The sequence below is a fragment of the Synechococcus sp. H60.2 genome, assembly GCF_047462315.1.
Taxonomy (GTDB): Bacteria; Cyanobacteriota; Cyanobacteriia; order Thermostichales; family Thermostichaceae; genus Thermostichus.
The window spans coordinates 28,170-51,302 of the sequence record NZ_JANSIZ010000004.1; the positions used below are offsets into that span (position 1 = coordinate 28,170).

Annotated in this window: 16 protein-coding genes; 10 read left to right on the top strand and 6 right to left on the bottom strand. The window is 60.3% G+C overall.

Annotation, left to right across the window (positions count from 1 at the left end; translation table 11 throughout):
• The first annotated feature begins 6 nt into the window (after positions 1–6).
• Entirely contained in the window at positions 7–726 is a 720-nt protein-coding gene (locus tag NW845_RS01170; protein ID WP_414376429.1) for a hypothetical protein, read from the top strand.
• Positions 727–818: 92 nt separating this feature from the next.
• Positions 819–1,583, top strand: coding sequence for a triose-phosphate isomerase (gene tpiA / locus NW845_RS01175; RefSeq protein WP_414376431.1), 765 nt, complete (start codon positions 819–821; stop codon positions 1,581–1,583).
• A gap of 5 nt (positions 1,584–1,588) precedes the next feature.
• On the opposite strand, the gene treY is transcribed toward tpiA, so the two are convergent.
• Entirely contained in the window at positions 1,589–4,390 is a 2,802-nt protein-coding gene (gene treY / locus NW845_RS01180) for a malto-oligosyltrehalose synthase (RefSeq protein WP_414364170.1), read from the bottom strand.
• A 568-nt stretch (positions 4,391–4,958) separates the two neighbouring features.
• On the opposite strand from treY, the gene NW845_RS01185 reads away from it, so the two are divergent.
• Genes NW845_RS01185 through NW845_RS01195 form a run of 3 tightly spaced genes read left to right on the top strand, consistent with a single transcriptional unit; the run spans position 4,959 to position 6,904 of the window.
• Entirely contained in the window at positions 4,959–5,093 is a 135-nt protein-coding gene (locus NW845_RS01185; RefSeq protein ID WP_414376434.1) for a hypothetical protein, read from the top strand.
• Positions 5,094–5,119: 26 nt separating this feature from the next.
• A complete protein-coding gene (locus NW845_RS01190; protein ID WP_414364173.1) occupies positions 5,120–5,983 on the top strand; it encodes a M48 family metallopeptidase in 864 nt (287 codons plus the stop codon).
• A gap of 9 nt (positions 5,984–5,992) precedes the next feature.
• Positions 5,993–6,904, top strand: a complete 912-nt coding sequence (locus NW845_RS01195) for a carbohydrate kinase family protein (RefSeq protein WP_414364174.1) — start codon at positions 5,993–5,995, stop codon at positions 6,902–6,904.
• A 3-nt stretch (positions 6,905–6,907) separates the two neighbouring features.
• On the opposite strand, the gene NW845_RS01200 is transcribed toward NW845_RS01195, so the two are convergent.
• The 4 genes from NW845_RS01200 to pyrR all read right to left on the bottom strand — a co-directional run bounded on the left by NW845_RS01200 (position 6,908) and on the right by pyrR (position 10,940).
• On the bottom strand, positions 6,908–8,632 hold the full coding sequence (locus tag NW845_RS01200) for an ABC transporter ATP-binding protein (RefSeq protein WP_414376436.1): 1,725 nt from the start codon (positions 8,630–8,632) through the stop codon (positions 6,908–6,910).
• A 104-nt stretch (positions 8,633–8,736) separates the two neighbouring features.
• Positions 8,737–9,312, bottom strand: coding sequence for a metal-binding protein (locus NW845_RS01205; protein WP_414370449.1), 576 nt, complete (start codon positions 9,310–9,312; stop codon positions 8,737–8,739).
• A gap of 45 nt (positions 9,313–9,357) precedes the next feature.
• Complete coding sequence (locus NW845_RS01210; protein ID WP_414376437.1) at positions 9,358–10,329, bottom strand: putative 2-dehydropantoate 2-reductase; 972 nt, start codon at positions 10,327–10,329, stop codon at positions 9,358–9,360.
• A 56-nt stretch (positions 10,330–10,385) separates the two neighbouring features.
• A complete protein-coding gene (gene pyrR / locus NW845_RS01215) occupies positions 10,386–10,940 on the bottom strand; it encodes a bifunctional pyr operon transcriptional regulator/uracil phosphoribosyltransferase PyrR (RefSeq protein WP_414376438.1) in 555 nt (184 codons plus the stop codon).
• A 140-nt stretch (positions 10,941–11,080) separates the two neighbouring features.
• Between pyrR and NW845_RS01220 the strand changes: the two genes are divergently transcribed.
• The gene (locus NW845_RS01220) at positions 11,081–11,611 is read left to right on the top strand and encodes a pentapeptide repeat-containing protein (RefSeq protein WP_414364179.1); all 531 of its coding nucleotides are present in this window, start codon (positions 11,081–11,083) and stop codon (positions 11,609–11,611) included.
• Positions 11,612–11,695: 84 nt separating this feature from the next.
• On the opposite strand, the gene NW845_RS01225 is transcribed toward NW845_RS01220, so the two are convergent.
• Positions 11,696–12,448, bottom strand: coding sequence for a heme oxygenase (biliverdin-producing) (locus NW845_RS01225; protein WP_414364180.1), 753 nt, complete (start codon positions 12,446–12,448; stop codon positions 11,696–11,698).
• Between the two features lie 516 nt (positions 12,449–12,964).
• On the opposite strand from NW845_RS01225, the gene rpoB reads away from it, so the two are divergent.
• The 4 genes from rpoB (at position 12,965) to NW845_RS01245 (ending at position 23,068) form a co-directional block, all read left to right on the top strand.
• Entirely contained in the window at positions 12,965–16,366 is a 3,402-nt protein-coding gene (gene rpoB / locus NW845_RS01230; protein WP_414376440.1) for a DNA-directed RNA polymerase subunit beta, read from the top strand.
• 105 nt (positions 16,367–16,471) lie between these two features.
• Positions 16,472–18,355 carry a DNA-directed RNA polymerase subunit gamma gene (locus NW845_RS01235; protein ID WP_414364182.1) on the top strand — a complete coding sequence of 628 codons (1,884 nt, stop codon included), beginning with the start codon at positions 16,472–16,474 and terminating at the stop codon, positions 18,353–18,355.
• Positions 18,356–18,444: 89 nt separating this feature from the next.
• Complete coding sequence (locus NW845_RS01240; protein WP_414376442.1) at positions 18,445–22,356, top strand: DNA-directed RNA polymerase subunit beta'; 3,912 nt, start codon at positions 18,445–18,447, stop codon at positions 22,354–22,356.
• On the top strand, positions 22,337–23,068 hold the full coding sequence (locus tag NW845_RS01245; protein ID WP_414376444.1) for a uracil-DNA glycosylase: 732 nt from the start codon (positions 22,337–22,339) through the stop codon (positions 23,066–23,068). Before NW845_RS01240 ends, NW845_RS01245 begins: the two co-directional genes overlap by 20 nt.
• The last annotated feature ends 65 nt before the right edge of the window (positions 23,069–23,133 follow it).

The window sequence follows — 23,133 nt, forward strand, 5'->3', positions numbered from 1 at the left end:
AACCTTATGTCAGAGGCTGGAATCACCCGCGCAGCTTGGATCGTGGCGGCCTTGGTGGTGTCGGCAGCCCTGGGGCCGCGGTTGGCTCTACCTTTGTCTGGGATGGTGGGCTTGGTGATTGTCGAACAAGTGGCCTTTGGGGGGCGGCTCTCAGGGTTGCTGGGCGCGCTCCTGGATTGGGCTTCTCCAGCCTATCGGCAGCGGGTCATCCGCCACGAGGCAGGACACCTTTTGGTGGCCCACCTGCTAGGGATCCCCTTGCGCGGCTACGTGCTGGGCCCCTGGCAGGCTTTCCGACACGGGATCCCCGGCTACGGCGGAGTGGAGCTGGATCAAGCCCCCATGCGCACCTGGGAAGCCCAGGGAGGCCTCTCCTGGGCAGATCTAGAGCGCTACGGCCTGTTTTGGATGGCAGGGGCTGCCGCGGAGTCTCTCCAGTATGGCCAAGTGGTGGGGGATGAGGAGGATAGACAACAGTTGGCCAAGCTGCTGGCAGGGATCTCAGCAGCCCAGCCCTTGACCTCTGCGGCTCAAATGAGGGCCTACATCAACCGCTTTCTCCGCCAGAGCCAGGCCTTGTTGCAAGCTCACCCCGAAGCCTATGCCGTTGCCGTCCGGCACCTAGAGCAGGGATCCCCCCTCCAAGACTGCCTAGCTGCCCTTGCGGCCAGCTTGGAGGAGCGGCGTCAACAACCTCCCTCGCCCTCTTCTGAAACCTCTTGCTGATACACTGTGACATACGAAAAAAGCTCGGGATCCCCCTTGCTCGGGATCCCGGCGATTGACTATATCGTTGTGTCGCTTAGGGAGGATCCGTCTTGCGCCCCATCCTCATTGCCGGCAACTGGAAAATGCACAAGACTCAGGCTGAGGCTCGCCAGTTTCTGCGCGAGTTTGCTCCGGCTCTGCAAGCGTCGTCTGTAGGGGCGACGCCGCAGCGGCAGATCATCCTCTGCGTGCCCTTCACAGACCTGGCTGTGGTGGTAGAAGAAACGCGGGGATCCGGCATTGCTGTGGGAGCCCAGAACCTGCACTGGGAGGATCAAGGGGCGTTTACGGGAGAGATCTCCGGCCCCATGCTGACAGAGCTGGGGGTGCGCTACGTGATCGTCGGCCACAGCGAGCGGCGGCAATACTTTGGCGAAACCGATGAAACCGTCAACTGGCGCTTGGCAGCGGCCCAGCGGCACAAGCTCACTCCCATCCTCTGTGTGGGGGAAAGCTTGCAACAGCGGGAACAGGGCCTAACCGAGTCCTGGATTGTGGGACAGTTGGATCGCGCCTTGCCAGGGATCGATCTGCAAAACCTCGTGATTGCCTACGAGCCAATCTGGGCAATTGGCACGGGGAAAACCTGTGCAGCGGCTGAGGCCAACCGCGTCATTGGCCTTATCCGCCAGCATCTGGGTGCCGACCACCTGCCCATCCTCTACGGTGGCTCCGTTAAAGCCAGCAATATTGACGAGCTGATGGCCCAGCCGCAGATTGATGGTGTCCTGGTGGGGGGCGCTAGCCTCGATCCCCAAGAGTTTGCCCGCATTGTCAACTTCCAGACCCTAACCCCTGCTGCAGCGGCTCCCTAGGCTCCTCAGCGAGATTGCCCCCACAGCAGAGCCACTGGGAAAGACTTGAGGACGGCGCCCACCGGCAAGGTGTCGCCAGCTGGGATCCCTTCTTGGGTGAGGCCGTTCACCCAGTCCAGCCGCTTCCAGCGCGGCAGCTGAATTTCCGTATCTTTCCAAACCAATTCCCCTAGGGGATCCTGCGTCTCGTCAATTAAGGAGGTTAAGAAGCGGGGGGCCACCACCAGGACGACTTGTTTGTCGTGCTGACGGGCAAAAGCGATGACGTGGTTGGCATAGGAGCCGCTTACTTGCAGGGGGATATAGCTGCCTTCCAGAAACAGTTGCGGCTGTTCCTGACGGCCCTTTAGCACCTGATGGATGAGAAACAGCTTAATGCGGCCGTCGTGGCGGTGAAGCAGAAGATCTTGGATCAGTTGCAGGGAATCCTGCTTAATTCGCCGCTGGATTTCCTCGAGGTAAGCTAGGCGACGGGAAAAGTCCACGGGCCGACGATTGTCGGGATCTACCATACTGAGATCCCACAGCTCCGTGCCCTGGTAGATATCCGGGATCCCAGGGCTGGTGAGCTTCAGCAGGGTTTGAGAGAGAGAGTTAAAGATGCCAAAGTGGGCAATTTTGCGCTGAAAGGGCAGGAAAGACTCCAGGAAGGGGCTTGAGGACTGCAGGATCTGATCGATGAAAGCAAGGGTGGCTTCTTCATATTCGGTATCGGGGCGAAGCCAGGCAGTGTGAACTTTGGCTTCCCGAACCGCTTTAATGGCGTAGTCTTTAACTCGCTGGATAAAGGTGGGAACTTCCTCCGGCTGAAAGGGATAGGAGCCGATCAGGGTCTGATAAAGAAAATACTCGTCGTTGCGATCCGGCAGCTCCAAACGCTTCGCTTGCTTGCTGCGGACTTTGTAGCCAAGATTCAACTCATGCCAGAGTTTAATGTGCTTCTCCCACTCGGCGGGGATTTCCGAAAGCACATTCAGGCGGGCCCGCACATCCTCGCCGCGTTTGGTGTCATGGGTGGAGGAAGCATTCATTGAGAAGGGCCACTGGGCTGCTCGTTCTTGGTTAAAGCGATGGAACTCTTGGACAGAAATGCCAAAACGACACAGATCCCCACCCACTTCGTTTAGGGATAGCAGCCGATTGTAAACATAGAAGGCCGTATCCTCTACCCCTTTGGCCATGAGAGGGCCGGCCAACTGTTGCAGCCGCATAGCAAAGTAGATTTGCTCGTTTTTCTCTTCCTCTGAGACGTTTTCAGGGAACTCAAGGCAGAGAAAGCGCTGCAGGAAATTCAGCTCGTTGACCAGAATGGGCAGGTTCTCCTTAGCTTTCTCTACAGCTTGACGGATAGCCTGTTGACCTTCTGGGCTGAGGATCCCTTCATGGATGTAGACCCGGTAGACTGGGAAACACACCAAAACCTCTGCCAGGGCTCGGCGCAAGCTGTAGAGGGTAAAGTCGTTGGCGTAGCGGTGATGGCTGGTAATCTGCTTGAGCAAAAAAGCAAGGTTGTCCATGTCCCCTGCCAGGTTGCGCTCGATAATCAGCCGTTTTTTATCTTCGATAACTTGTTCTGGTGACTGTTGTAGGTTGGTGAAATCTTGATACAGAGCACTGAAGGCTTCTGCATTCTCCGATTGGCAAAAGATGCCATTAAGCTTAGCTAAAAAGTCGTAACCCGTTGTGCCTTGAACTGGCCATTGCTGAGGTAGCTTCTCATTAGCTTCTAGTATTTTTTCTACCACGATGTAGAGATCTGGGCAGCGTTCTCGCAGACGATGGAGATACTCCTCTGGGTTAAATAAGCCATCGATGTGGTCAATGCGTAAACCCGTAAAGCGCCCCTGTTCTGAAAGCTTGAGGATGAGCTGGTGTGTTTTGCGAAATACTTCGCGATCTTCCATCCGCAGCGAGATCAGATCGTTGATGGTAAAAAAACGACGATAATTGATCTCCTCAGCACCCACCTTCCAGAAAGAAAGGCGGAAGTTTTGTCGCGCCAAAAGGCTGTCCAACAAGTCAAAGCTTGAGGGATCCCCTGGCTTGCCGTTAAAAATGGCAATGTTCTCGTCAAAAAAGTTCTGAATATGTTGGCTAGAGGTGTAGAGCTCCCATAGGGAGTGCTTGGCAAAGTTAATCTGATCGGTGCGCTCTAGAAGATCTTCTTTGCTAGGGATGAATTTAAGACTGAAGAGGATCCCGAGTAATTTGATGTAATCGGGATGGCTGCGTCCTAGTTTTCGTCTTAGTTTGCCCAAGTTGTAGGTAAAAACATCGGCATAGGTATCAATATTTAGAGGAAATCTCAAGTTATAGTAGTTGATGCTAAGGCCATCAGCGTCGTAACGGAGCTGGATTTGTCCAGACTCCAAGCATTTATCGTAGAAGTCACCCAAAAAAGGTGCCAAGATCCTTCCCTTAATACCTAGATAAGAATGGTTCCAGTTGACATCAAAGTAATCGATGAAGTCTGAGTTAGGGCCACTTTCCAAAACATCCATTAACATTTGATTTTGGCCGTCGTAGGCCATGTGGTTGGGCACAATGTCTTGGATCCAGCCGATTCCCTGCCGGTTGAGGGTTTCCCACAAGAGTTCAAACTTTTCACTCCCCCCTAGCTCCACGTTGATCTGCCTGGGATCCACGACGTCGTAGCCATGGGTGCTGCCCTTGCGGGCCTGAAAGATGGGAGAAGCATACAGATCGCTGATGCCCAGCAACTTCAGGTAGGGGACAATTTGCCGCGCTGCCTCAAAGTCAAATCCAGCGTGAAACTGAATGCGATAGGTGGAAGTCGGGATCCGCATGGCGACCTCAAAACGACGACAAGGTGGCTCAGCCCATGACCAGAAGGGATGTTTCCAGGGTAGCGGCTAAGATCGGGGGATCCTGGATAAAGATCGGCCAGACCCTAGATAGGTGTTCAGGGGCACAAGAGTGCCCAAGTGCAGACAATGATGCTAAACCAGGCAGCGGCGAGATGGGCAACGATTGTTCTCCTGCCCGTCTGCGTCTGATGCAGCAACGCCTGGAGGAGATTTTGCTGGAGGCCAGCAGCTCCTAGCCCCAGGTCAGCCTGGAGATCCCTGCTCCTCCCAGTCCGGATCCCTTGGCGGCTCCTCTGCCAGCCCATACTTTTCTCAATGGGCAACTGCTGTTGACGGTGACGCCGACGCCTGCCGAGGCCTACGCCACTTCTCAGCCGGCGGCTTTGGCGTGAGTTTGGGCAGAGCGGTTACAGAAGGCCCTGGACTGGGCGGGGAGCCAGCAGCGGCTGTTTTTCGCCTTGAACCTACCGGAGCAATCGGTTGGGCAGGGGCGGCTCTATCGCCGATAATGGGCGGCTGGTTACCGATGGAACGCGCATCGGGAATCATGTCGTGGATTGGGAGATCCCTTTTGGGTGAGGATCCCTTGGGGTTTTCCCATCAGCCGGTGCTGCCGGATCCCCCGCCGGAGCGGCTATTTTTGTTAAACCGCCTGCGTCAGTTTATGCCCTACGAGTTGTGACCCTAAGCGTTTTTCTACGGCCTCCTATGTCTTCTATGCCATCCACACCAACCCTTCCCCGCGAGCCCCGCATCCTGTTGGGCCTGCGGGCTGACCAGTTTCGCCATCCTGTGGATCTGCAGGCAACCCGCTCCCTGCAGCAGGTGCCGGGGCTGGGCCTGCTGATTCAGAATTTGCTCGGCTCGACGGCAGGGGAGATCTTTTATCTGGATAACATCGCCTCGAGCATTCAAATTAACGAGCACCAGTTGCCGGAAATTCACCAGCTTCTGGTGCAGGCCTGTCGCATCCTGGATCTCGAAGTGCCCCAGCTCTACGTGCGCCAAAATCCCGTGCCCAACGCTTACACTTTTGCCATGCAAGGAAAAAAGCCTTTTATCGTTTTGCACAGCTCTCTGCTGGACTTGCTGGAGCCGCCGGAAATTCAAGCCGTGATTGCCCACGAGCTGGGCCACCTCAAGTGCAACCACGGCGTCTACTTGACAATGGCCAACCTTCTCATGCTCTCGACCAGTTTGCTCCCCTTCGGCGGGCTGTTCTATCAGGCGCTGCAAGATCAACTGCTGCACTGGCTGCGCTGTGCCGAGTTTACCTGCGACCGGGCGGCGCTGCTGGTTACCCAGGATGCAAGAACGGTGATCTCGGTGCTGATGAAACTGTGCGGCGGCTCGCCGCAGTTGGCCGCCAAGCTCAATGTGGATGCTTTTCTGGAGCAGGCCCGCACCTACGAGGAGCTGGACGACGATCTCTGGCAGCTTGAGCTGAAGCAGATGCAGACCATCGGGCGCACCCACCCGCTGCCGGTGCTGCGAGCTCGGGAAATTGAGCGCTGGTTCCGCAGCAATACTTACCGGCAAATCCTGGAGCAGCACGGCTCGACTGCTGCCTGAGAGGCCAGGATGGCTCCCCTCGGAGTGACCTCTGGCCTCCCCCTGATTGTGGGGGAGACCCTTTTCGATTGTTTCCCAGACAAGGTGGTGCTGGGCGGGGCAGCTTTGAATGTGGCTTGGAACCTCAAAGGGCTAGGAGCCGATCCCCTCTTGCTCAGCCGCGTCGGCCAGGATGAGGCGGCAGAAAGGATGCTGGCAGCGCTGCGGCAGCAGGGGCTGCGTCTGGAAGGGCTGCAGCGGGATCCGGTTCACCCCACCGGCCAAGTCCGGGTCACGCTGGATGGGGAGGGGATCCCGACCTTCGCCATCTTGCCCGACCAAGCCTACGACTACATCCAGTTGGACAGGGCAGCTCTGCAAGCCCTCCGCCCCAGCCTGATCTACCGGGGCAGCTTGGCGGCGCGTCGAGAAGCAGCCCATCGCCATTTTCAGGAGACCCTTGCCACTGTGGGCTGTCCGGTGTTTTTGGACCTCAATCTGCGGGATCCCTGGTGGCACCCAGGCCCCATCCGGGAAATGCTGCGCACCTGCGCTTGGCTGAAGCTGAACCAAGAGGAGCTGGAGCAGGTGGTGCAGCTAGAAAGCATCCCCGCTGGCAAGGTGGAGGAACAGGGGCAGGCCTTGCGGGCGCGGTTGAATCTAAAGGGCTTGTTCCTAACGCTGGGGGCGGCAGGTGCATTCCTGTTCACCGCTGGGGGGGTGTATCGGGGGGAGCCGGTGCCGGTGCCGCGGCTGGTGGATACGGTGGGGGCAGGAGATGCCTTCAGCGCGGTGGCCATTCTGGGCCTGCTGCAGGGATGGCCAGAGGCGGTGTTGCTGCAACGGGCGGTGGAGTTTGCGGCGGCCATCTGTGGAGTTGCGGGGGGTGCCCCCCCAGATCCGGCGTTCTATCGCCCCTTCCGGCAGGCGTGGGGGCTTTAGAAGCTACTGGAACTGGCGCCAGTGGAACTGGGCGTAGCGCCCCCCCTTGCTCAGTAACTCGCGATGATTGCCCTCCTCCAACAGTTGCCCCTGCTCGAGGACGAAAATGCGATGGGCGCTGCGCACCGTAGAAAGGCGGTGGGCGATAACAAAGACTGTGCAGCGTTGCATCAGCCGTTGCAGAGCCTCTTGCACCAAGGCCTCCGATTCGTTATCCAGGGCGGAGGTGGCCTCGTCCAGGATCAGGATCTTGGGGTTGAGCAACAGGGCGCGGGCAATGGCCAACCGCTGCCGCTGGCCGCCGGAGAGGGTAACTCCGCGCTCTCCAACACGGGTGGCGTAGCCATCGGGCAGGCTCTCGATGAAGCTGTCGATGTTGGCCACACGGGCCGCCTGCCGCACCGCTTCCAGGTCAAAGTCCTCTTGGCCGTAGGCGATGTTGCTGGCGATGGTGCCGGAAAACAGGGTAATCTCCTGGGGCACGATGCCGATCTGGCGGCGCAGGCTCTTGAGGGTGACGGTGCGGATGTCGATGCCGTCGATGCGGATGCAGCCTTCCTGGGGATCGTAGAAGCGCGGGATCAGGTTGACCAGGGTGGATTTGCCGGCGCCGGAGGATCCCACCAGGGCGACAATCTCGCCGGGGGCCACCTGGAAGCTGATCCGTTTGAGCACCGGCTGATCTGGTTTGTAGGCAAAGGAAACCTGCTCGAACTCCACCCAGCCCTGAATGGGGGGCATGGGACGAGCACCGGGCAACTCCCGCACCTGGGAGCGGGTATCCAGCAGCTCGAAGATCCGCTCCACCGAGGCTTCCCCCTGTTTCAGCTCGCTGTAGTTGTTGGTGATGTGGACGATGGGGTCGATCAACATGGCCACCCCGGCAATAAAGCCAAGAAACTGGCTGCCGGTTAGGTTGCCCTCGCTGATCTGCCAGCCGCCCACCCAAAACACTCCCAACACGCTCATGGCGTACAGAAAGCCCACCACCGGGTCTTGGATAGCTTTAACCTGTTCGGTTTGAAAGCGGGCCAGGCGGTTGTTCTCGGCCATGGCGCTGAAGCGGCGGATCTCGTATTCCTCAGCAGCAAAGGCGCGGGTGAGGCTGATGCCGGCAAAGGCCTCGGTTAGGAGAGAGGACAGGTCGGACATGCTCTCCTGGTTGAGGCGGGAGCGCAGCAGCAGCCGATCCCCAAACCAACTAATCAAGGCGCCCATCAGGGGGGCAATCACCAGGGTGGTCAAGGTGAGGATGCCGTTGAGGTAGAACAGGTAGGCCACCACCGCCAAGATGGTGAGCACGCTGGGGATGAAGCGGTGGAAAAAACGCTGCACCACTTCGCCCACCCGATCCAGATCGCCGGTGAGGCGGTAGACCAGGTCGCCAGTGCGGCTGCCGGAAAAGTAGTCCACATCCAAACCCTGCAAATGGGCGTAGAGCCGTTGCCGCAATTCCAATACCATTTGCAAAGAGGCCCTGGCCATAAGGGTGTCCTGGCCGTACTGGAAGGCGCCGCGCACCAGAAAAAACACCACCCCGATCAAGGCCAAGATCCGCAGTTGTCCCAGATCCCCTGCGCCGATGGAGCGGGCCACCCACTCGATCAAGTAGGCGAGGGCAGGCATGGTGAGGACAAAGCCAAGGGTACAGGCCAGCCCCAGCAGCAACATCCACAGATGGGGCCGAATGAAGGGAAAAAGGCGGCGATAGCTACGACCCGGATGCACAGATCTCAGAAGAAAAGACTTCTGCCCCAATCAGCTTACCGGATCGGGCCCCAAGCGGCTGCTGGGATCCCTGGCTAGCGGGGCTGTCTCCTAGACAGCTCTGGCTAGCCTAACTTTTGCCCATACCTGGTAAGGGGGGATCCCCTTCTTCGACGGCGTCTGCGCCAACGTCGCCAGCGGGAGACCAGGCAATCGCTGAGGCTGTGGTTCATCGAACCCAGCTCCAGCCCCATCCCCACCCAAAGCAGCATCTCTGCGTGCGCATGCAACCCTTGCCAGAGGTTGTCCCGCCAGATATCCGGCTGCCACTGCCACCAACCCAGGCGGGATCCCAGCCAAGCTGCCGCCAAGCCCGCCCCCGCCACCCACAGGCCCAGGTAGAGCAGCCGCAGGGCAGTGCCGACAATCGGCCCGTGGGACCAGAAGGAGCGGTGGTGCAGCCAGCGGCGGTAGGGAAGCCAAATCCAGCGCAGGAACAGCCAGCGGCGATACTGGCGAGAGTCAGTGTCCAGATCCCCGGAAAACATCAGGCCGCTGAAGAGATAGGCGGATCCCACGGCCAGAGCTACGGCAGCGCTGTTGCCCAACAGGCCGGCTGCCAGAGTGACGCCGGGAGCTGTCCAGAGGGTGATGCGATCGTGGGTGGATCCCAGAGGCATGAAGCCAGCGCAGTAGGCCACTGCGGCTGAGTCTAGCCGCAGGAGGAGGAAAAAGCTTGCCCCGGCTCAAGTTGGCGAACCAACAGGGATCCCTCGATTGAGGCGATCCAACACCTGCAACTGACAGTAGAGCATCTCCACCCGCGGCATCTGAATCCCGCCTTGCTGGGCATAGCGGAGCGGGTTGGCAAAAATAGCCTCCAGTTCCAGGGGACGCTTGCGCTCGTAGTCGATCTTCATGCTGGTTCGGTAGGGGGCCATCTTCTCGGTGCTGGCCAGCATCTCGGGGATCAGGGTCTCCGGGAGGTGGCGGCCACAGGCGGCAGCCCCCTGGATCACCTCGTGCATCAGCGTTTCCGCCAAAGTGCGGGCCTCAGGGTCGCGGATCATTTGCTGGGTATCGGCATTGAAGATCACCGAGAGGCCGTTGAAGGGAATGTTCCAGACCAACTTCTGCCAGCGGGCCAGCATCAGATCTGGAGAAAGGGAGGTCGGGATCCCGGCCCGTTGAAAATCCGCTTGAACTTGTTGAAGGCGAGGCGTGATCCCCTGGGGCGCATAGCCAGGGCCGTATTCCGCCAGCAGCACCGAGCCATAATCCAGATGACGGATGTGGCCAGGGCCAACTTTGTTGGAGCTGATGAAACAGAGGCCACCCATGATGCGCTCAGGGCCAACGCAGTTGGCAATCTCCGGCTCTGCCCCTAGTCCATTTTGCAGGAGGATCACCACACCCTTCTCGGCCAATACGGGCGGGAGCAACTGCGGCAGCAGGTGATTTTGGGTGGCTTTCAAAGCCACGATCACCCCTTCGCAAGGGGGCATGTCCTCCACTGCTGCGTAGGCATTCACCTGCGGCAAATGAAAATCCCCCCAGCAGGACTCTACCCACAGCCCTTGCTGGCGCACATGGTCGTAGTCGCTGTGGAGCAGAAAATGCACCGTGAAGCCAGCCTGTTGCAGTTTTGCCCCGTAAAACCCTCCCAGGGCGCCTGTGCCTAAGACAGCGTAGCGACGGGTTTCCGGCAACACAGTCATAGGGCGAAAGTCGGCAGATTATCCCCACCATACCGCACCCCAGGGGCGTCTCAGGCTCACTCTCTGCTGTTTTCCTCAGGCTTGGCGTCGATCAACAACACCCGCTCCTCGCCGTCGGTTTCCCGCAGGTGCACCTTGACGATCTGCTCAGGGGCCGTGGTTAGCTTGTGGCCCCAGTAGTCCGGTTGAATGGGAAACTGGCGGTGGCCGCGGTCGATCAACACAGCCAGGCGCACCCGCTCCGGTCGCCCAAAGTGGTTGAGGGCCTCCAGAGCCGCACGGACGGTGCGACCCCGGAAGAGCACATCGTCCACCAGCACCACTTCTTGGCCGGTCAGATCCCGCGGCAGCTCGCTGCGATTGGGAGTGCGCAGGCCGCCGGAGCCCAGGTCGTCGCGGAAGAAGGTGATGTCCAGCTCCCCTACCTGCGGTGGGCTCCTGAAGCCGGTGGCGATGCGATCCCGCAAGCGGTAGGCCAAGGGGACGCCGCGAGTGCGAATGCCGATCAACACCAGCCTGTCCAAGTGGGGGTGATCCCTGCCGATTGCGGTGGCCAGAGCGTCGATCAGCTCCGCTATCTGCTGCGCATTGAAAATCTCGACTGTGGACATGGGTCCCTGTCACCCCCTCGCCAGTTGGGAATCAGCTTATAAAAGCCCAAGTTAGCCCAATCTGCCGGTGGGATCCCCATCCGGTAGGATAAAAGTAAGAGCAGTCCCAAAGCCGTGGAGGTTTCCGGGAGGGATCCGCGATGTCTGTTGCTTGGCCGGCTTCTGGTTTGGTGAGACTGTCCTGGCTGACCCGTTTCCTGCGGGGTGCAGTGTTTTGCGGGCTGATCCTGTGCCTGGGCGTCGCCCTCTTGGGATCCCCGTCCTGGGCAGAAGACTACAGCAAGCGGGATCTGCAGGGGGCGAACTTTGCCGGACAAGACCTGAGCGGCTGGAAATTTCTCAAGGCCAACCTGCGGCAAAGCGATCTCAGCCACGTCAAAGCGGCAGGGGCGAATCTGTTTGGGGCCAACCTCAGCAGAGCCAACCTGCGGGGGGCCGATCTGCGCGGCGCCACCTTGGACATGGCCAATTTGCAAGGTGCCGACCTGCGGGAAGCCCAACTGCAGGACAGCATGATGTGGCTGGCGCGGGTGGAAGGGATCCAGATCGAGGGGGCGGATTTCACCAACGCCCTGATCCGGAAAGATGCCCTTGCCATCCTCTGCGAACGGGCCAGCGGCGTTAACCCCGTCACCGGGCGGGCCACCCGCGACACCCTCGCATGCGACTGATCCCTCACCCCCAGCCCCTCTCCCTCAGGGAGAGGGGGGATTGGCAGCCCAGCAAAGAGTCTCTGGGGTGGGGAATAGCTGTGGCTAGGGACTGGGGGCAGCCGCCTCAGAGCGGGTGGACTGGCGCTGAAACTGGTTGAGAAGAGAGTTCCAGGCCAAGCGGGCCATTGATAGCAGCCAATTGCCCTCCAATTCCTTGAACAAGTCCATGTTGAGCTGGAAGGCGTAATTGGCTTCCGCCACAATGCGCTCGATGGTTGCCTGATCCAGCTCCAGCGCGTCCAACTGAGCGCGATAGCGCTGCTTGAACTTGCCCTCGTGGGGGATCTGCTCGAAGTCGTAAAAGGCGGTGCCTTCCCCCGGCGGCAGGCCCATGGCCCGGCGGGCGATGTTTTTCAGGATCTGGCCACCCGAAAGGTCGCCGATGTAGCGGGTGTAGGCGTGGGCAATCAGCAGAACCGGATCCTTTTCCACCACTTCTCGAATGCGGTCGACATAGACCTGGCAAGCCGGAGAGGGCTTGACCACAGCGCGCCAATTGGGGCCGACAAAATAATTCAAGTCCTTCTCCAGGCTGGCCTTGCGCCACAGCTCCGGGTAGTAAAGCCGGCCCACCAGCGGGTGCTCTCGCAACTGCGTGAACCCCTCTTCCAGAGCGCTGTAGACAAAGTAAAAATTGCCCACATAGCGGCTGTAGGCTTTTTTATCCACCACCCCCTTGAGGAAGCACTTGATGAAGGCCATATTCTCGGCCATGGTGTGGGACTGCTTGGTGCCCTCCCGCAACTGAACAGAGAGGCTGGCAGGCTGGTGTTTTGGTTGCAGACTTTGACTCACAAAATCCTCCTCGCCAAAAACGGCTGCTTGTGTCTAGCTGTTTTCAAAAACATCAATAAATAAAGGTCGCCCTGGCCTGAGAGGCTGCGTAAACCCATTTCAACCCCTTCTCATCTGGATGGATGGGGATCCCCTCTGGTCACCGCGACGCAGACCAGAACCTCCACCAGGCTGAGCGCGCCCTCCAACGACTTGACCTGGCCTCCAGGCCCACCCCACTTTTCCGAGCCCTGTTGACGACCGGCAAGCAGAGTTGGAGCAGCAGGTGACTGCCCAATAGTCAACGATTAGAATAATCTGCCTGAGTGTGAATGGATGTGAACAATCCTTAAGGCAAATTGGGGAACGCTCCTGCAACCGCGGCCCAAAGGGGATCCCAGGCGATCTGGCGACATTCGCCGGACAGGCACTCGAGGGAGCTGGCCATCTCCAGCCCTTGTAACGTTCGTTGACGATCGTTGGCAGGGTTTCTATAATTAGAGGCCTGACTGCAGCGCAACCCCTGCCGAGCAACGCATGACACAATTAGCAGTGCCATCCCCTGCCGCTTCTACCTTGCCTGACCTGGTAGAGATTCAGCGGGAGAGTTTCTTGTGGTTTTTGCGAGAAGGGTTTGAAGAGGAGCTCCTCAGCTTTTCCCCTATCGTCGATTACACGGGCAAGCTGGAACTGCACTTTCTGCCGGAGTACCGCCCTGGGGATCCCTCCAAAGGGTATAAAATCAACAAACCGCGCTACGACCCGGAGGAAGCTAAGCGACGGGATGCTACCTACCAAGCGCAAATCCGGGTGCCCACTCGCCTGATTAACAAAGAGACGGGCGAGATCAAGGACATGGACGTCTTCATCGGCGAGCTGCCTTTGATGACGGATCGGGGTACCTTTATCATCAACGGCGCCGAGCGGGTGATCGTCAACCAGATCGTGCGCAGCCCCGGCGTCTACTACAAGTCGGAACTGGACAAAAACGGTCGCCGCACCTACAGCGCCAGCCTGATTCCCAACCGGGGCGCCTGGCTGAAGTTTGAGACCGACAAAAACGGCCTGGTGTGGGTGCGCATTGACAAAACCCGCAAGCTCTCGGCGGCAGTTCTGCTCAAGGCTTTGGGCCTGAGCGACTCGGAGATCTACGACAGCCTGCGCCACCCCGAATTTTTCCAAAAAACCATGGAAAAAGAGGGGCACTACAGCGAAGAAGAAGCCCTGATGGAGCTGTACCGCAAGCTGCGGCCCGGCGAGCCTCCCACTGTGTCCGGTGGTCAGCAGTTGTTGGAATCCCGCTTCTTCGATCCCAAGCGCTACGACCTGGGCCGAGTAGGGCGCTACAAGCTGAACAAAAAGCTCAATCTCAACGTGGCGGAAAATGTGCGGGTGCTCACCGTCACGGACATCTTGGCCGTCATCGACTACCTGATTAACTTGGAGTACGACATCGGCCATGTGGACGACATCGACCACCTGGGCAACCGCCGCGTGCGCTCGGTGGGCGAGCTCTTGCAAAACCAAGTACGGGTGGGCCTCAACCGCCTGGAGCGGATCATCCGCGAGCGCATGACGGTCTCCGAGTCAGAGAACCTCACCCCAGCCTCGCTGGTCAACCCCAAGCCCTTGGTGGCGGCCATCAAGGAGTTCTTCGGCTCCAGCCAGCTCTCCCAGTTCATGGATCAGACCAACCCGCTGGCGGAGCTGACCCACAAGCGGCGGCTGTCGGCTCTGGGGCCGGGCGGCCTGAGTCGGGAGCGGGCCGGCTTTGCCGTGCGGGATATCCACCCCAGCCACTACGGACGCATCTGCCCCATCGAAACTCCCGAAGGCCCCAACGCCGGGCTGATTGGATCCCTGGCCACCCACGCCCGCGTCAACCAGTACGGCTTTATCGAAAGCCCCTACTACCGCGTTGAGAACGGCGTGGTGCGCAAGGATCTGGGGATGGTCTACCTTACCGCCGACGAAGAGGACGAATATCGCGTGGCGCCGGGGGACGTGCCGGTAGATGCCGAGGGCCGCATCACCGTCGATCTGGTGCCGGTGCGCTACCGCCAGGAATTTACCACCGCTCACCCCAGCGAGGTGCATTACGTGCAGGTGGCTCCGGTGCAGGTCATCTCAGTGGCCACCTCCTTGATCCCCTTTTTGGAGCACGACGACGCCAACCGCGCCCTCATGGGGGCGAATATGCAGCGGCAGGCAGTGCCTCTGCTGAAGCCGGATCGGCCTTACGTGGGCACTGGCCTGGAAGCCCAGGCGGCGCGGGACTCTGGCATGGTGGTGGTGTCGCGCACCAGTGGCGTGGTGACCTATGTTTCTGCCGACGAAATCGTGGTGCGGCCAGACGACGGCGGGGATCCGATTGTTTACCGTTTGCAGAAGTACCAGCGCTCCAACCAAGATACCTGTCTCAACCAGCGCCCTCTTGTCTACGCGGGGGATCGGGTGGTGCCCGGGCAGGTGCTGGCGGACGGTCCGGCTACCGAGGGGGGCGAACTGGCCTTGGGCCAAAACGTGTTAGTGGCCTACATGCCTTGGGAGGGCTACAACTACGAAGATGCCATCCTGATCAGCGAGCGGCTGGTCTACGACGACGTCTTCACCTCGGTACACATCGAGAAGTACGAGATCGAAGCCCGGCAGACCAAGCTAGGGCCGGAAGAGATCACTCGCGAGATTCCCAACGTGGGGGAAGATGCCCTGCGCAACCTGGACGAGAACGGCATTGTGCGCATTGGGGCTTGGGTGGAAGCCGGCGATATTTTGGTGGGCAAGGTCACTCCCAAAGGGGAATCGGATCAACCGCCGGAGGAGCGGCTGTTGCGGGCCATTTTCGGCGAGAAAGCCCGCGACGTGCGGGACAACTCGCTGCGGGTGCCCAACGGCGAGCGCGGGCGGGTGGTGGATGTGCGCATCTTCACCCGCGAGCAGGGGGACGAGCTGCCGCCAGGTGCCAACATGGTGGTGCGGGTTTACATCGCCCTCAAGCGCAAGATCCAGGTGGGGGACAAGATCGCGGGCCGTCACGGCAACAAGGGCATCATCTCCCGCATCTTGCCGATTGAAGACATGCCCTACCTGCCAGATGGCACCCCAGTGGATGTGGTGCTCAACCCCCTAGGGGTGCCCTCCCGCATGAACGTGGGCCAAGTGTATGAGTGCCTACTGGGCTGGGCAGCAGAGCACCTAGGGGTACGCTTTAAGCTAATGCCCTTCGATGAAATGCACGGCTTGGAGGCTTCCCGGCTGACAGTGGAGGCCAAGTTGCGGGAGGCGCGCGAGAAGACTGGCAAGGACTGGATCTTCAACCCTGAAGGCAAGTACTGTGGCAAAGTTCAGGTGTTTGACGGCCGCACGGGTGAGCCTTTCGACCAGCCGGTTACGGTGGGCCGTGCCTACATGCTGAAGCTGGTGCACTTGGTGGACGACAAGATCCACGCCCGCTCTACTGGCCCCTACTCGCTGGTAACCCAGCAGCCCCTGGGGGGCAAGGCGCAGCAGGGTGGCCAGCGCTTTGGCGAGATGGAGGTGTGGGCTCTGGAGGCGTTTGGGGCGGCCTACATTTTGCAGGAGCTGCTCACCGTCAAGTCGGACGATATGGTGGGGCGCAACGAGGCCCTCAACGCCATTGTCAAGGGCAAGCCCATCCCCCGACCCGGCACGCCGGAATCCTTCAAGGTGTTGGTGCGCGAGCTGCAGTCTCTCTGCCTGGATGTGTCTGTCCATAAGGTGGAGGTAGACAGCGATGGCCAGACCCGCGATGTGGAGGTGGATCTGATGGCCGATGTCTCCAACCGCCACACCCCCTCGCGGCCCACTTATGAATCCGTTACATCCGAGGATCTTTCTCCAGGGGCAGGAGGAACCTTTACCTTAGCCAGCCGCAGCCGCGAGGAAGACGAAGACAGGGAGGAGGAGGACGATTTTTGATTGATGCTGGGGACGGCTGGGATCCCATTCGGCTCAGGAGAGGGGGGTGTAGTTCCTCTTCCCTTGCTTTGTAGGTGCTAGGGCAGCAAGTTAGGAGAAATGGCAATGGCCAGAACAGATCAGCGCTTTGACTATGTCAAGATTGGGCTGGCTTCTCCGGAGCGGATTATGGAGTGGGGCCAGCGCACCCTGCCCAACGGCCAAGTGGTGGGAGAAGTCACCAAGCCAGAGACCATCAACTACCGGACCCTCAAGCCGGAGATGGATGGCCTCTTTTGTGAGCGCATCTTTGGGCCAGTTAAGGACTGGGAGTGCCACTGTGGCAAGTACAAGCGCGTGCGGCACCGCGGCATTGTTTGCGAGCGCTGTGGAGTGGAGGTAACCGAGTCGCGGGTGCGCCGTCACCGCATGGGCTACATCAAGTTGGCTGCCCCGGTCACCCACGTTTGGTACCTGAAAGGGATCCCTAGCCACATCGCTACCCTGCTGGACATGCCGCTGCGGGACGTGGAGCAGGTGGTGTACTTTAACGCCTACGTAGTGGTGGATCCGGGCAACGCTCCCAACCTCTCCTACAAGCAGTTGCTGACCGAGGATCAATACCTCGAGATCGAGGATCAGATGTACGAGGAGGGATCCGAGCTGCAACTGCCAGAGAACTGGGCCATGATTGGGGCGGAGGCGATCGAACGCCTGCTCAAGGATATTGACCTGGAAAAAGAGGCGGAGCAGTTGCGGGAGGAGATCGCCAGCGCCCGCGGCCAAAAGCGGGCGCGCCTAATCAAGCGGCTGCGGGTGATCGACAACTTCATCGCCACGGGAGCCCGGCCAGAGTGGATGGTGCTGCGGGTGTTGCCGGTGATCCCGCCGGATCTGCGCCCGATGGTGCAGTTGGATGGAGGCCGCTTTGCCACCAGTGACCTCAACGATCTCTACCGCCGCGTGATTAACCGCAACAACCGCTTGGCGCGGCTGCAGGAGATCATGGCGCCGGAGATCATCGTGCGCAACGAGAAGCGTATGCTGCAGGAGGCGGTGGACGCCCTGATCGACAACGGTCGGCGGGGGCGCATGGTGGTGGGGGCCAACAACCGTCCTCTCAAGTCCCTCTCCGATATCATCGAGGGCAAGCAGGGGCGTTTCCGGCAAAACCTGCTCGGCAAGCGGGTGGACTACTCTGGGCGTTCGGTAATCGTGGTAGGGCCCAACCTGCGCATGCACCAGTGTGGCTTGCCCAAAGAGATGGCCATCGAGCTGTTTCAGCCCTTTGTGATCCACAAGTTGATCAAGCGGGGCATCGTCAACAACATCAAAGCCGCCAAAAAGCTGATCCAGAGCAACGACCCGCAGGTTTGGGACGTGCTGGAGGACGTAATCGACGGCCACCCAGTTTTGCTCAACCGTGCTCCAACGTTGCACCGCCTCGGGATCCAAGCTTTTGAACCAATCCTGGTGGAGGGGAGGGCGATTCAGCTCCACCCCTTGGTCTGCCCGGCCTTCAACGCCGACTTCGATGGCGACCAGATGGCCGTGCACGTGCCCCTGTCGTTGGAAGCCCAGGCAGAAGCGCGCTTGCTGATGTTGGCCACCAACAACATCCTCTCTCCGGCCACCGGCGCTCCAATTATCACCCCCAGCCAAGACATGGTTTTGGGGTGCTACTATCTGACGGCGGACAATCCCCACGCCCCCGACCTTGGCGATCGTTATTTTGCCAGCCTGGAGGACGCCCTCATCGCCTACGACCGCGGCGTCATCGGCCTGCACAGCAAAATCTGGGTGCGCTACAGCGGCCCGATGGAGTTGGGCAAGGAGGAAAAAGAGTCGGAGCCCCAGATTATCGAGGAGCCGGGCGGCACCCGCCTCAAGATCACCAACTACCGCCGCATCCGCGAGGATCAAGACGGCAACGTGATCAGCCAATACATTCGCACCACGGCGGGCCGGATCATCTTCAACAAAACGGTGCAAGATATTTTGTCTGCTTGAAGCTGCCCCTATGGACGTTGCCCTTGTCGATAGGCAGCTAGGATCCCTACCCCCTTGTCCAGAACTGTCAGAGTTATCACTGAGGCATTATGAGCGAAAAAGGACGCTTTTCCGCCGGTTTAATCCGGCAGGCCGCTGACGGCGCCAAAGCCGAGACTCCGCCGCCCCCTGTACCCTTCCGCAACTATCAAATCGGCAAAAAAGAGCTGCGCAACCTGATTGCCTGGTCATTTGCCCGCTACGGCACTGCCCGCACTGCCCAAATGGCGGATGCCCTGAAGGCCATGGGCTTCAAATACGCCACCCAGGCTGCCGTTTCCATCAGCATCGAGGATCTGCGCATTCCGCCCAGCAAGCGGCAGTTGTTGGCCCAGGCGGAAGCGGAGATCGAGGCAGCCACGGAGCGCTACACCCGCGGCGAGATCACAGAGGTGGAGCGCTACCAGAAGGTGATTGACACCTGGAACCAGACCAACGACCAAATCAAGGAGGAGATGCTCAGCAACTTCCGCCAGAACGATCCTCTCAACTCCGTATACATGATGGCCAACTCGGGGGCAAGGGGGAACGTCTCGCAGGTGCGGCAGTTGGTGGGCATGCGCGGCCTGATGGCCAACCCGCAAGGGGAGATCATCGACTTGCCGATTAAAACCAATTTCCGCGAGGGCCTGACCGTTACCGAATACATCATCTCTTCCTATGGGGCCCGCAAAGGTTTGGTGGACACGGCTTTGCGCACTGCCGACTCCGGCTACCTGACCCGCCGCCTGGTGGACGTGTCTCAAGATGTCATCGTGCGGGAATCGGACTGCGGCACCGACCAAGGGATCCTGCTGGAACCCCTGATGGATGGGGACAAGGTGGTGGTGTCGCTGGAGGAGCGCCTGGTGGGCCGGGTGCTGGCTCGTGATGTAGTACACCCGCAAACCCAGGAGATCATTGCCCGTCGCAACCAAGAGGTAGATCACGACTTGGCCAAAGCCATCGTGGAGGCGGGCATCCGGCAGGTGATGGTGCGTTCTCCCCTCACCTGTGAGGCCAACCGCTCGGTGTGCCGCATGTGTTACGGCTGGAGCCTGGCCCACTCCCGTCTGGTGGATCTCGGAGAGGCGGTCGGGATCATCGCCGCCCAATCGATTGGGGAGCCGGGCACCCAGTTGACCATGCGCACCTTCCACACGGGAGGTGTATTTACCGGGGAGGTGGCCCGCCAAATTCGCGCCCCCTTTGCCGGCGTGGTGCGGTTCCCGAAAAACCTGCGCACCCGCCCCTTCCGCACCCGCCACGGCGACGATGCCCTGCAGGTGGAGGTGAACAACCAAATTGTCCTGGAAGGGTCGGAGGGGCGACGGGAAGTCTTCGACCTGACTCAGGGATCCACCCTGCTGGTGCGGGACGGGGCCCAGGTGCAGCGGGATCAGTTGATTGCGGAAGTGGCGTTGGCCAAGGCCGTACGCAAGAGCACCGAGAAAGCTCAGAAGGAGGTGGTGGCTGACTTAGCGGGGGAAATCCGCTTTGCCGATCTGCCCATCGAGGAGAAAACCGACCGCCAGGGCAACACCACCTACACCGCGCAGCGGCAAGGGTTGATCTGGGTGATGTCCGGCCAGGTGTACAACCTGCCGCCAGGGGCCGAGCCGGTGGTGAAAAACGGGGATCGGGTGCAGGCGGGGGATGTGATCGCTGAGACCTCGCTGGTAACCGAGCACGGTGGCATTGTGCGGCTACCGGAGCGCAGCGACAGCAAGAGCGGGCGCGAGGTGGAGATCATCAACGCCGCAGTGGTGTTGCATGAAGCGCGGGTGCGGGTGGAATCCCACCAGGGCCGGGAGCAATTTTTGCTGGATACGGCCAGCGGGCAAACCTTTGTCCTCAAGGCTACGCCAGGTACCAAGGTGGGTAACGACGAGGTGGTGGCGGAGCTGATCGAGAACAATTTCCGCACCCAGACGGGTGGCCTGGTGAAGTTTGCCGGTGTCGAGGTGGCACGGCGGGGCAAGGCGAAGCAGGGCTACGAGGTGATCCGGGGCGGCACCCTGCTGTGGATCCCGGAGGAGACTCACGAGGTGAACAAGGACATCTCCCTCTTAAATGTGGAAGATGGCCAGTACGTAGAAGCCGGCACCGAGGTGGTGAAGGACATCTTCTGCCAAAATGCCGGCGTTGTCGAAGTTATCCAGAAAAATGACATCCTGCGGGAGATCATCATTAAGCCCGGCTCCTTGCATCTAGTGGATGACCCCGCCGACTTGGAAATACCCACCGGCACGCTAATCCAGCCAGGCCAGAAGCTGCTCAGCAGCATCGTCCCTGACCGGTTGGTCTATCTGGAGCAGGTGGAGACTCCTGAAGGGCCAGGTCTGCTACTGCGCCCAGTGCAGGAGTACGAGATTCCCGACCGCCCGTTGGTGCCCAGCCAAGAGTCTACCAGCGAGTCTGGCCGCTCCATTCGCCTGCGGGCGGTGCAGCGCGTTCCCTTCAAGGATGGGGAGCGGGTGAAGTCGGTGGGGCCGGTAGAACTGCTGCGCACACAACTGGTGCTGGAGATCGATACCGACGCCCCGCAACTGAAGGCCGATATTGAGCTGATCCAAGATGAGAGGGATCCCAGTATCCGTCGCCTGCAACTGGTGATCCTGGAAACCCTGCTGCTGCGCCGCGACGTGGAGGCAGATCTCACCCAGGGGAGTACCCACACGCGGCTGTTGGTGAGTGAAGGAGACAGTATCGGCAGGGGAGGTGTTATTGCCCGCACCGAGATTCAGGCCAAAAAAGCCGGGATCGTGCAAGGGATCCGCCAGGGTGCGGAAGTGGTGCGACGGGTTCTGGTGGTTACCGACGACGACCTGCTGACGGTGCCTCTGACGGGCCAAGCCAGCGTCGAGGGGGGAGCGCTGGTGCGGGCCGGCGACGAGCTGGCGCCGGGGATCCCTGCTCCTGAGTCGGGGCAAGTGATGCAGATTGCCGATGGCCAAGTGGTGTTGCGGTTGGCGCGGCCCTATTTGGTATCGGCAGGTGCCATTCTGCAGGTGCGAGATGGGGATCTGGTGCAGCGGGGGGATGCCCTGGCTCTCTTGGTGTTTGAGCGGGCCAAGACGGGAGACATCATCCAGGGTCTGCCGCGGATTGAGGAGCTGTTGGAGGCCCGCAAACCCAAGGAAATGTGTGTTTTGGCCAAGCGGCCCGGCACGGTGCAATTGAGCTGGCGGGGAGAAGAGCCGGATCTGCGGGTCATCGAAGCGGATGGCACGGTTACGGAATACTCGGTGTTGCCGGGGCAAAACCTGATTGTGGTCGATGGCCAGCCGGTACAGGTGGGGGATCCGCTGACCGACGGCCCGGCCAACCCCCACGACCTCTTGGAGATCTACTTCGAGTACCATCGCCAAACCTTGGGCGACGACCAAGCCGCACGGCTGGCCTTGCGGGAGGTGCAGCGCTTCCTGGTCAACGAGGTACAGAACGTCTATCGCTCGCAAGGGGTGGAGATCGCCGACAAGCACATCGAGATTGTGGTGCGCCAGATGACCTCCAAGGTGCGGGTGGACGACAGCGGCGACACCGTCCTGTTGCCGGGCGAGCTGGTGGAGTTGCGGGAAATCCAGCAGACCAACGCCACCATGGCCATCACCGGCGGGGCGCCGGCTAAGTACACGCCCGTTCTGCTGGGGATCACCAAGGCCAGCTTGAACACCGACAGCTTCATCTCGGCGGCCAGCTTCCAGGAGACCACGCGGGTGCTGACGGAGGCGGCCATCGAAGGCAAGTCCGACTGGCTGCGGGGTTTGAAGGAGAACGTGATCATCGGGCGCTTGATCCCGGCGGGCACCGGCTTCAGCACCTACGAGGAAACGGCGCCAGAACCGGAGCCCGAGGAAGAGGAGGAGCCTGTCGTGCTGCCAGAGCTGCCGCCCCGCCTGATCTTGGAGGACGACCAGCTCATTGACGACTCCACCCCTGCCTTCGACGAGCCAGTGGAGGATGAGGGAGAAGAAGAGTGAGGCGTTGACGGATCCCCAGTCCTGGGCGGCCCTACAGGCTGAGATCGTTGCTTGCTGCCGCTGCCCCCGCCTGGTGGCTTGGCGAGAAGGGGTTGCCCAGCGAAAGGTGGCCCGTTTTCGGGAGCAGACCTACTGGGGCCGAGCGGTGCCGGGGTTTGGGGATCCGCAGGCGCGGCTGTGGGTGATCGGCTTGGCGCCAGCCGCCCATGGGGGCAACCGTACAGGCCGGGTGTTTACCGGGGATCCCAGCGGGGATTGGCTATTTCGCGCTCTGTACCGGGCCGGGTTTGCCAATCAACCCATCTCCCTGCACCGGGAGGATGGACTGCAATTGTGGGATTGCTACATCTCAGCCGTGGTGCGCTGCGCGCCGCCAGACAACCGCCCCAGCGCCCCAGAAGCCAAAGCCTGCTTGAGCTACTTAAAGCGCGAGTTGGAGTTGCTGGCCCAGGTACGGGTGATCTTAGCGTTAGGCCATTTTGCCTTTCGCTACACCTTGGCGCTCTTGCCGCCTCTCAGGCCCCGCCCCCGCTTTGGCCACAACTGCGTTGTTCCTTTGGGAGAGGGTCGCTATTTGCTGACGTCTTACCACCCCAGCCGGCGCAACACGGCCACCCAGCGGCTGACAGAGGCGATGCTGGACGCCGTCTTTGAGCGGGCGCTGCAGTTGTTGTCTCCATCTCCGCCATCCACCCCCCTGATCGAGTTTTGAGCTGAAGATTCTGCAGTGGCCGGACGTTTGGCCAAAGGCTGTGTAGTCGTTGCTGCCCCTCATCC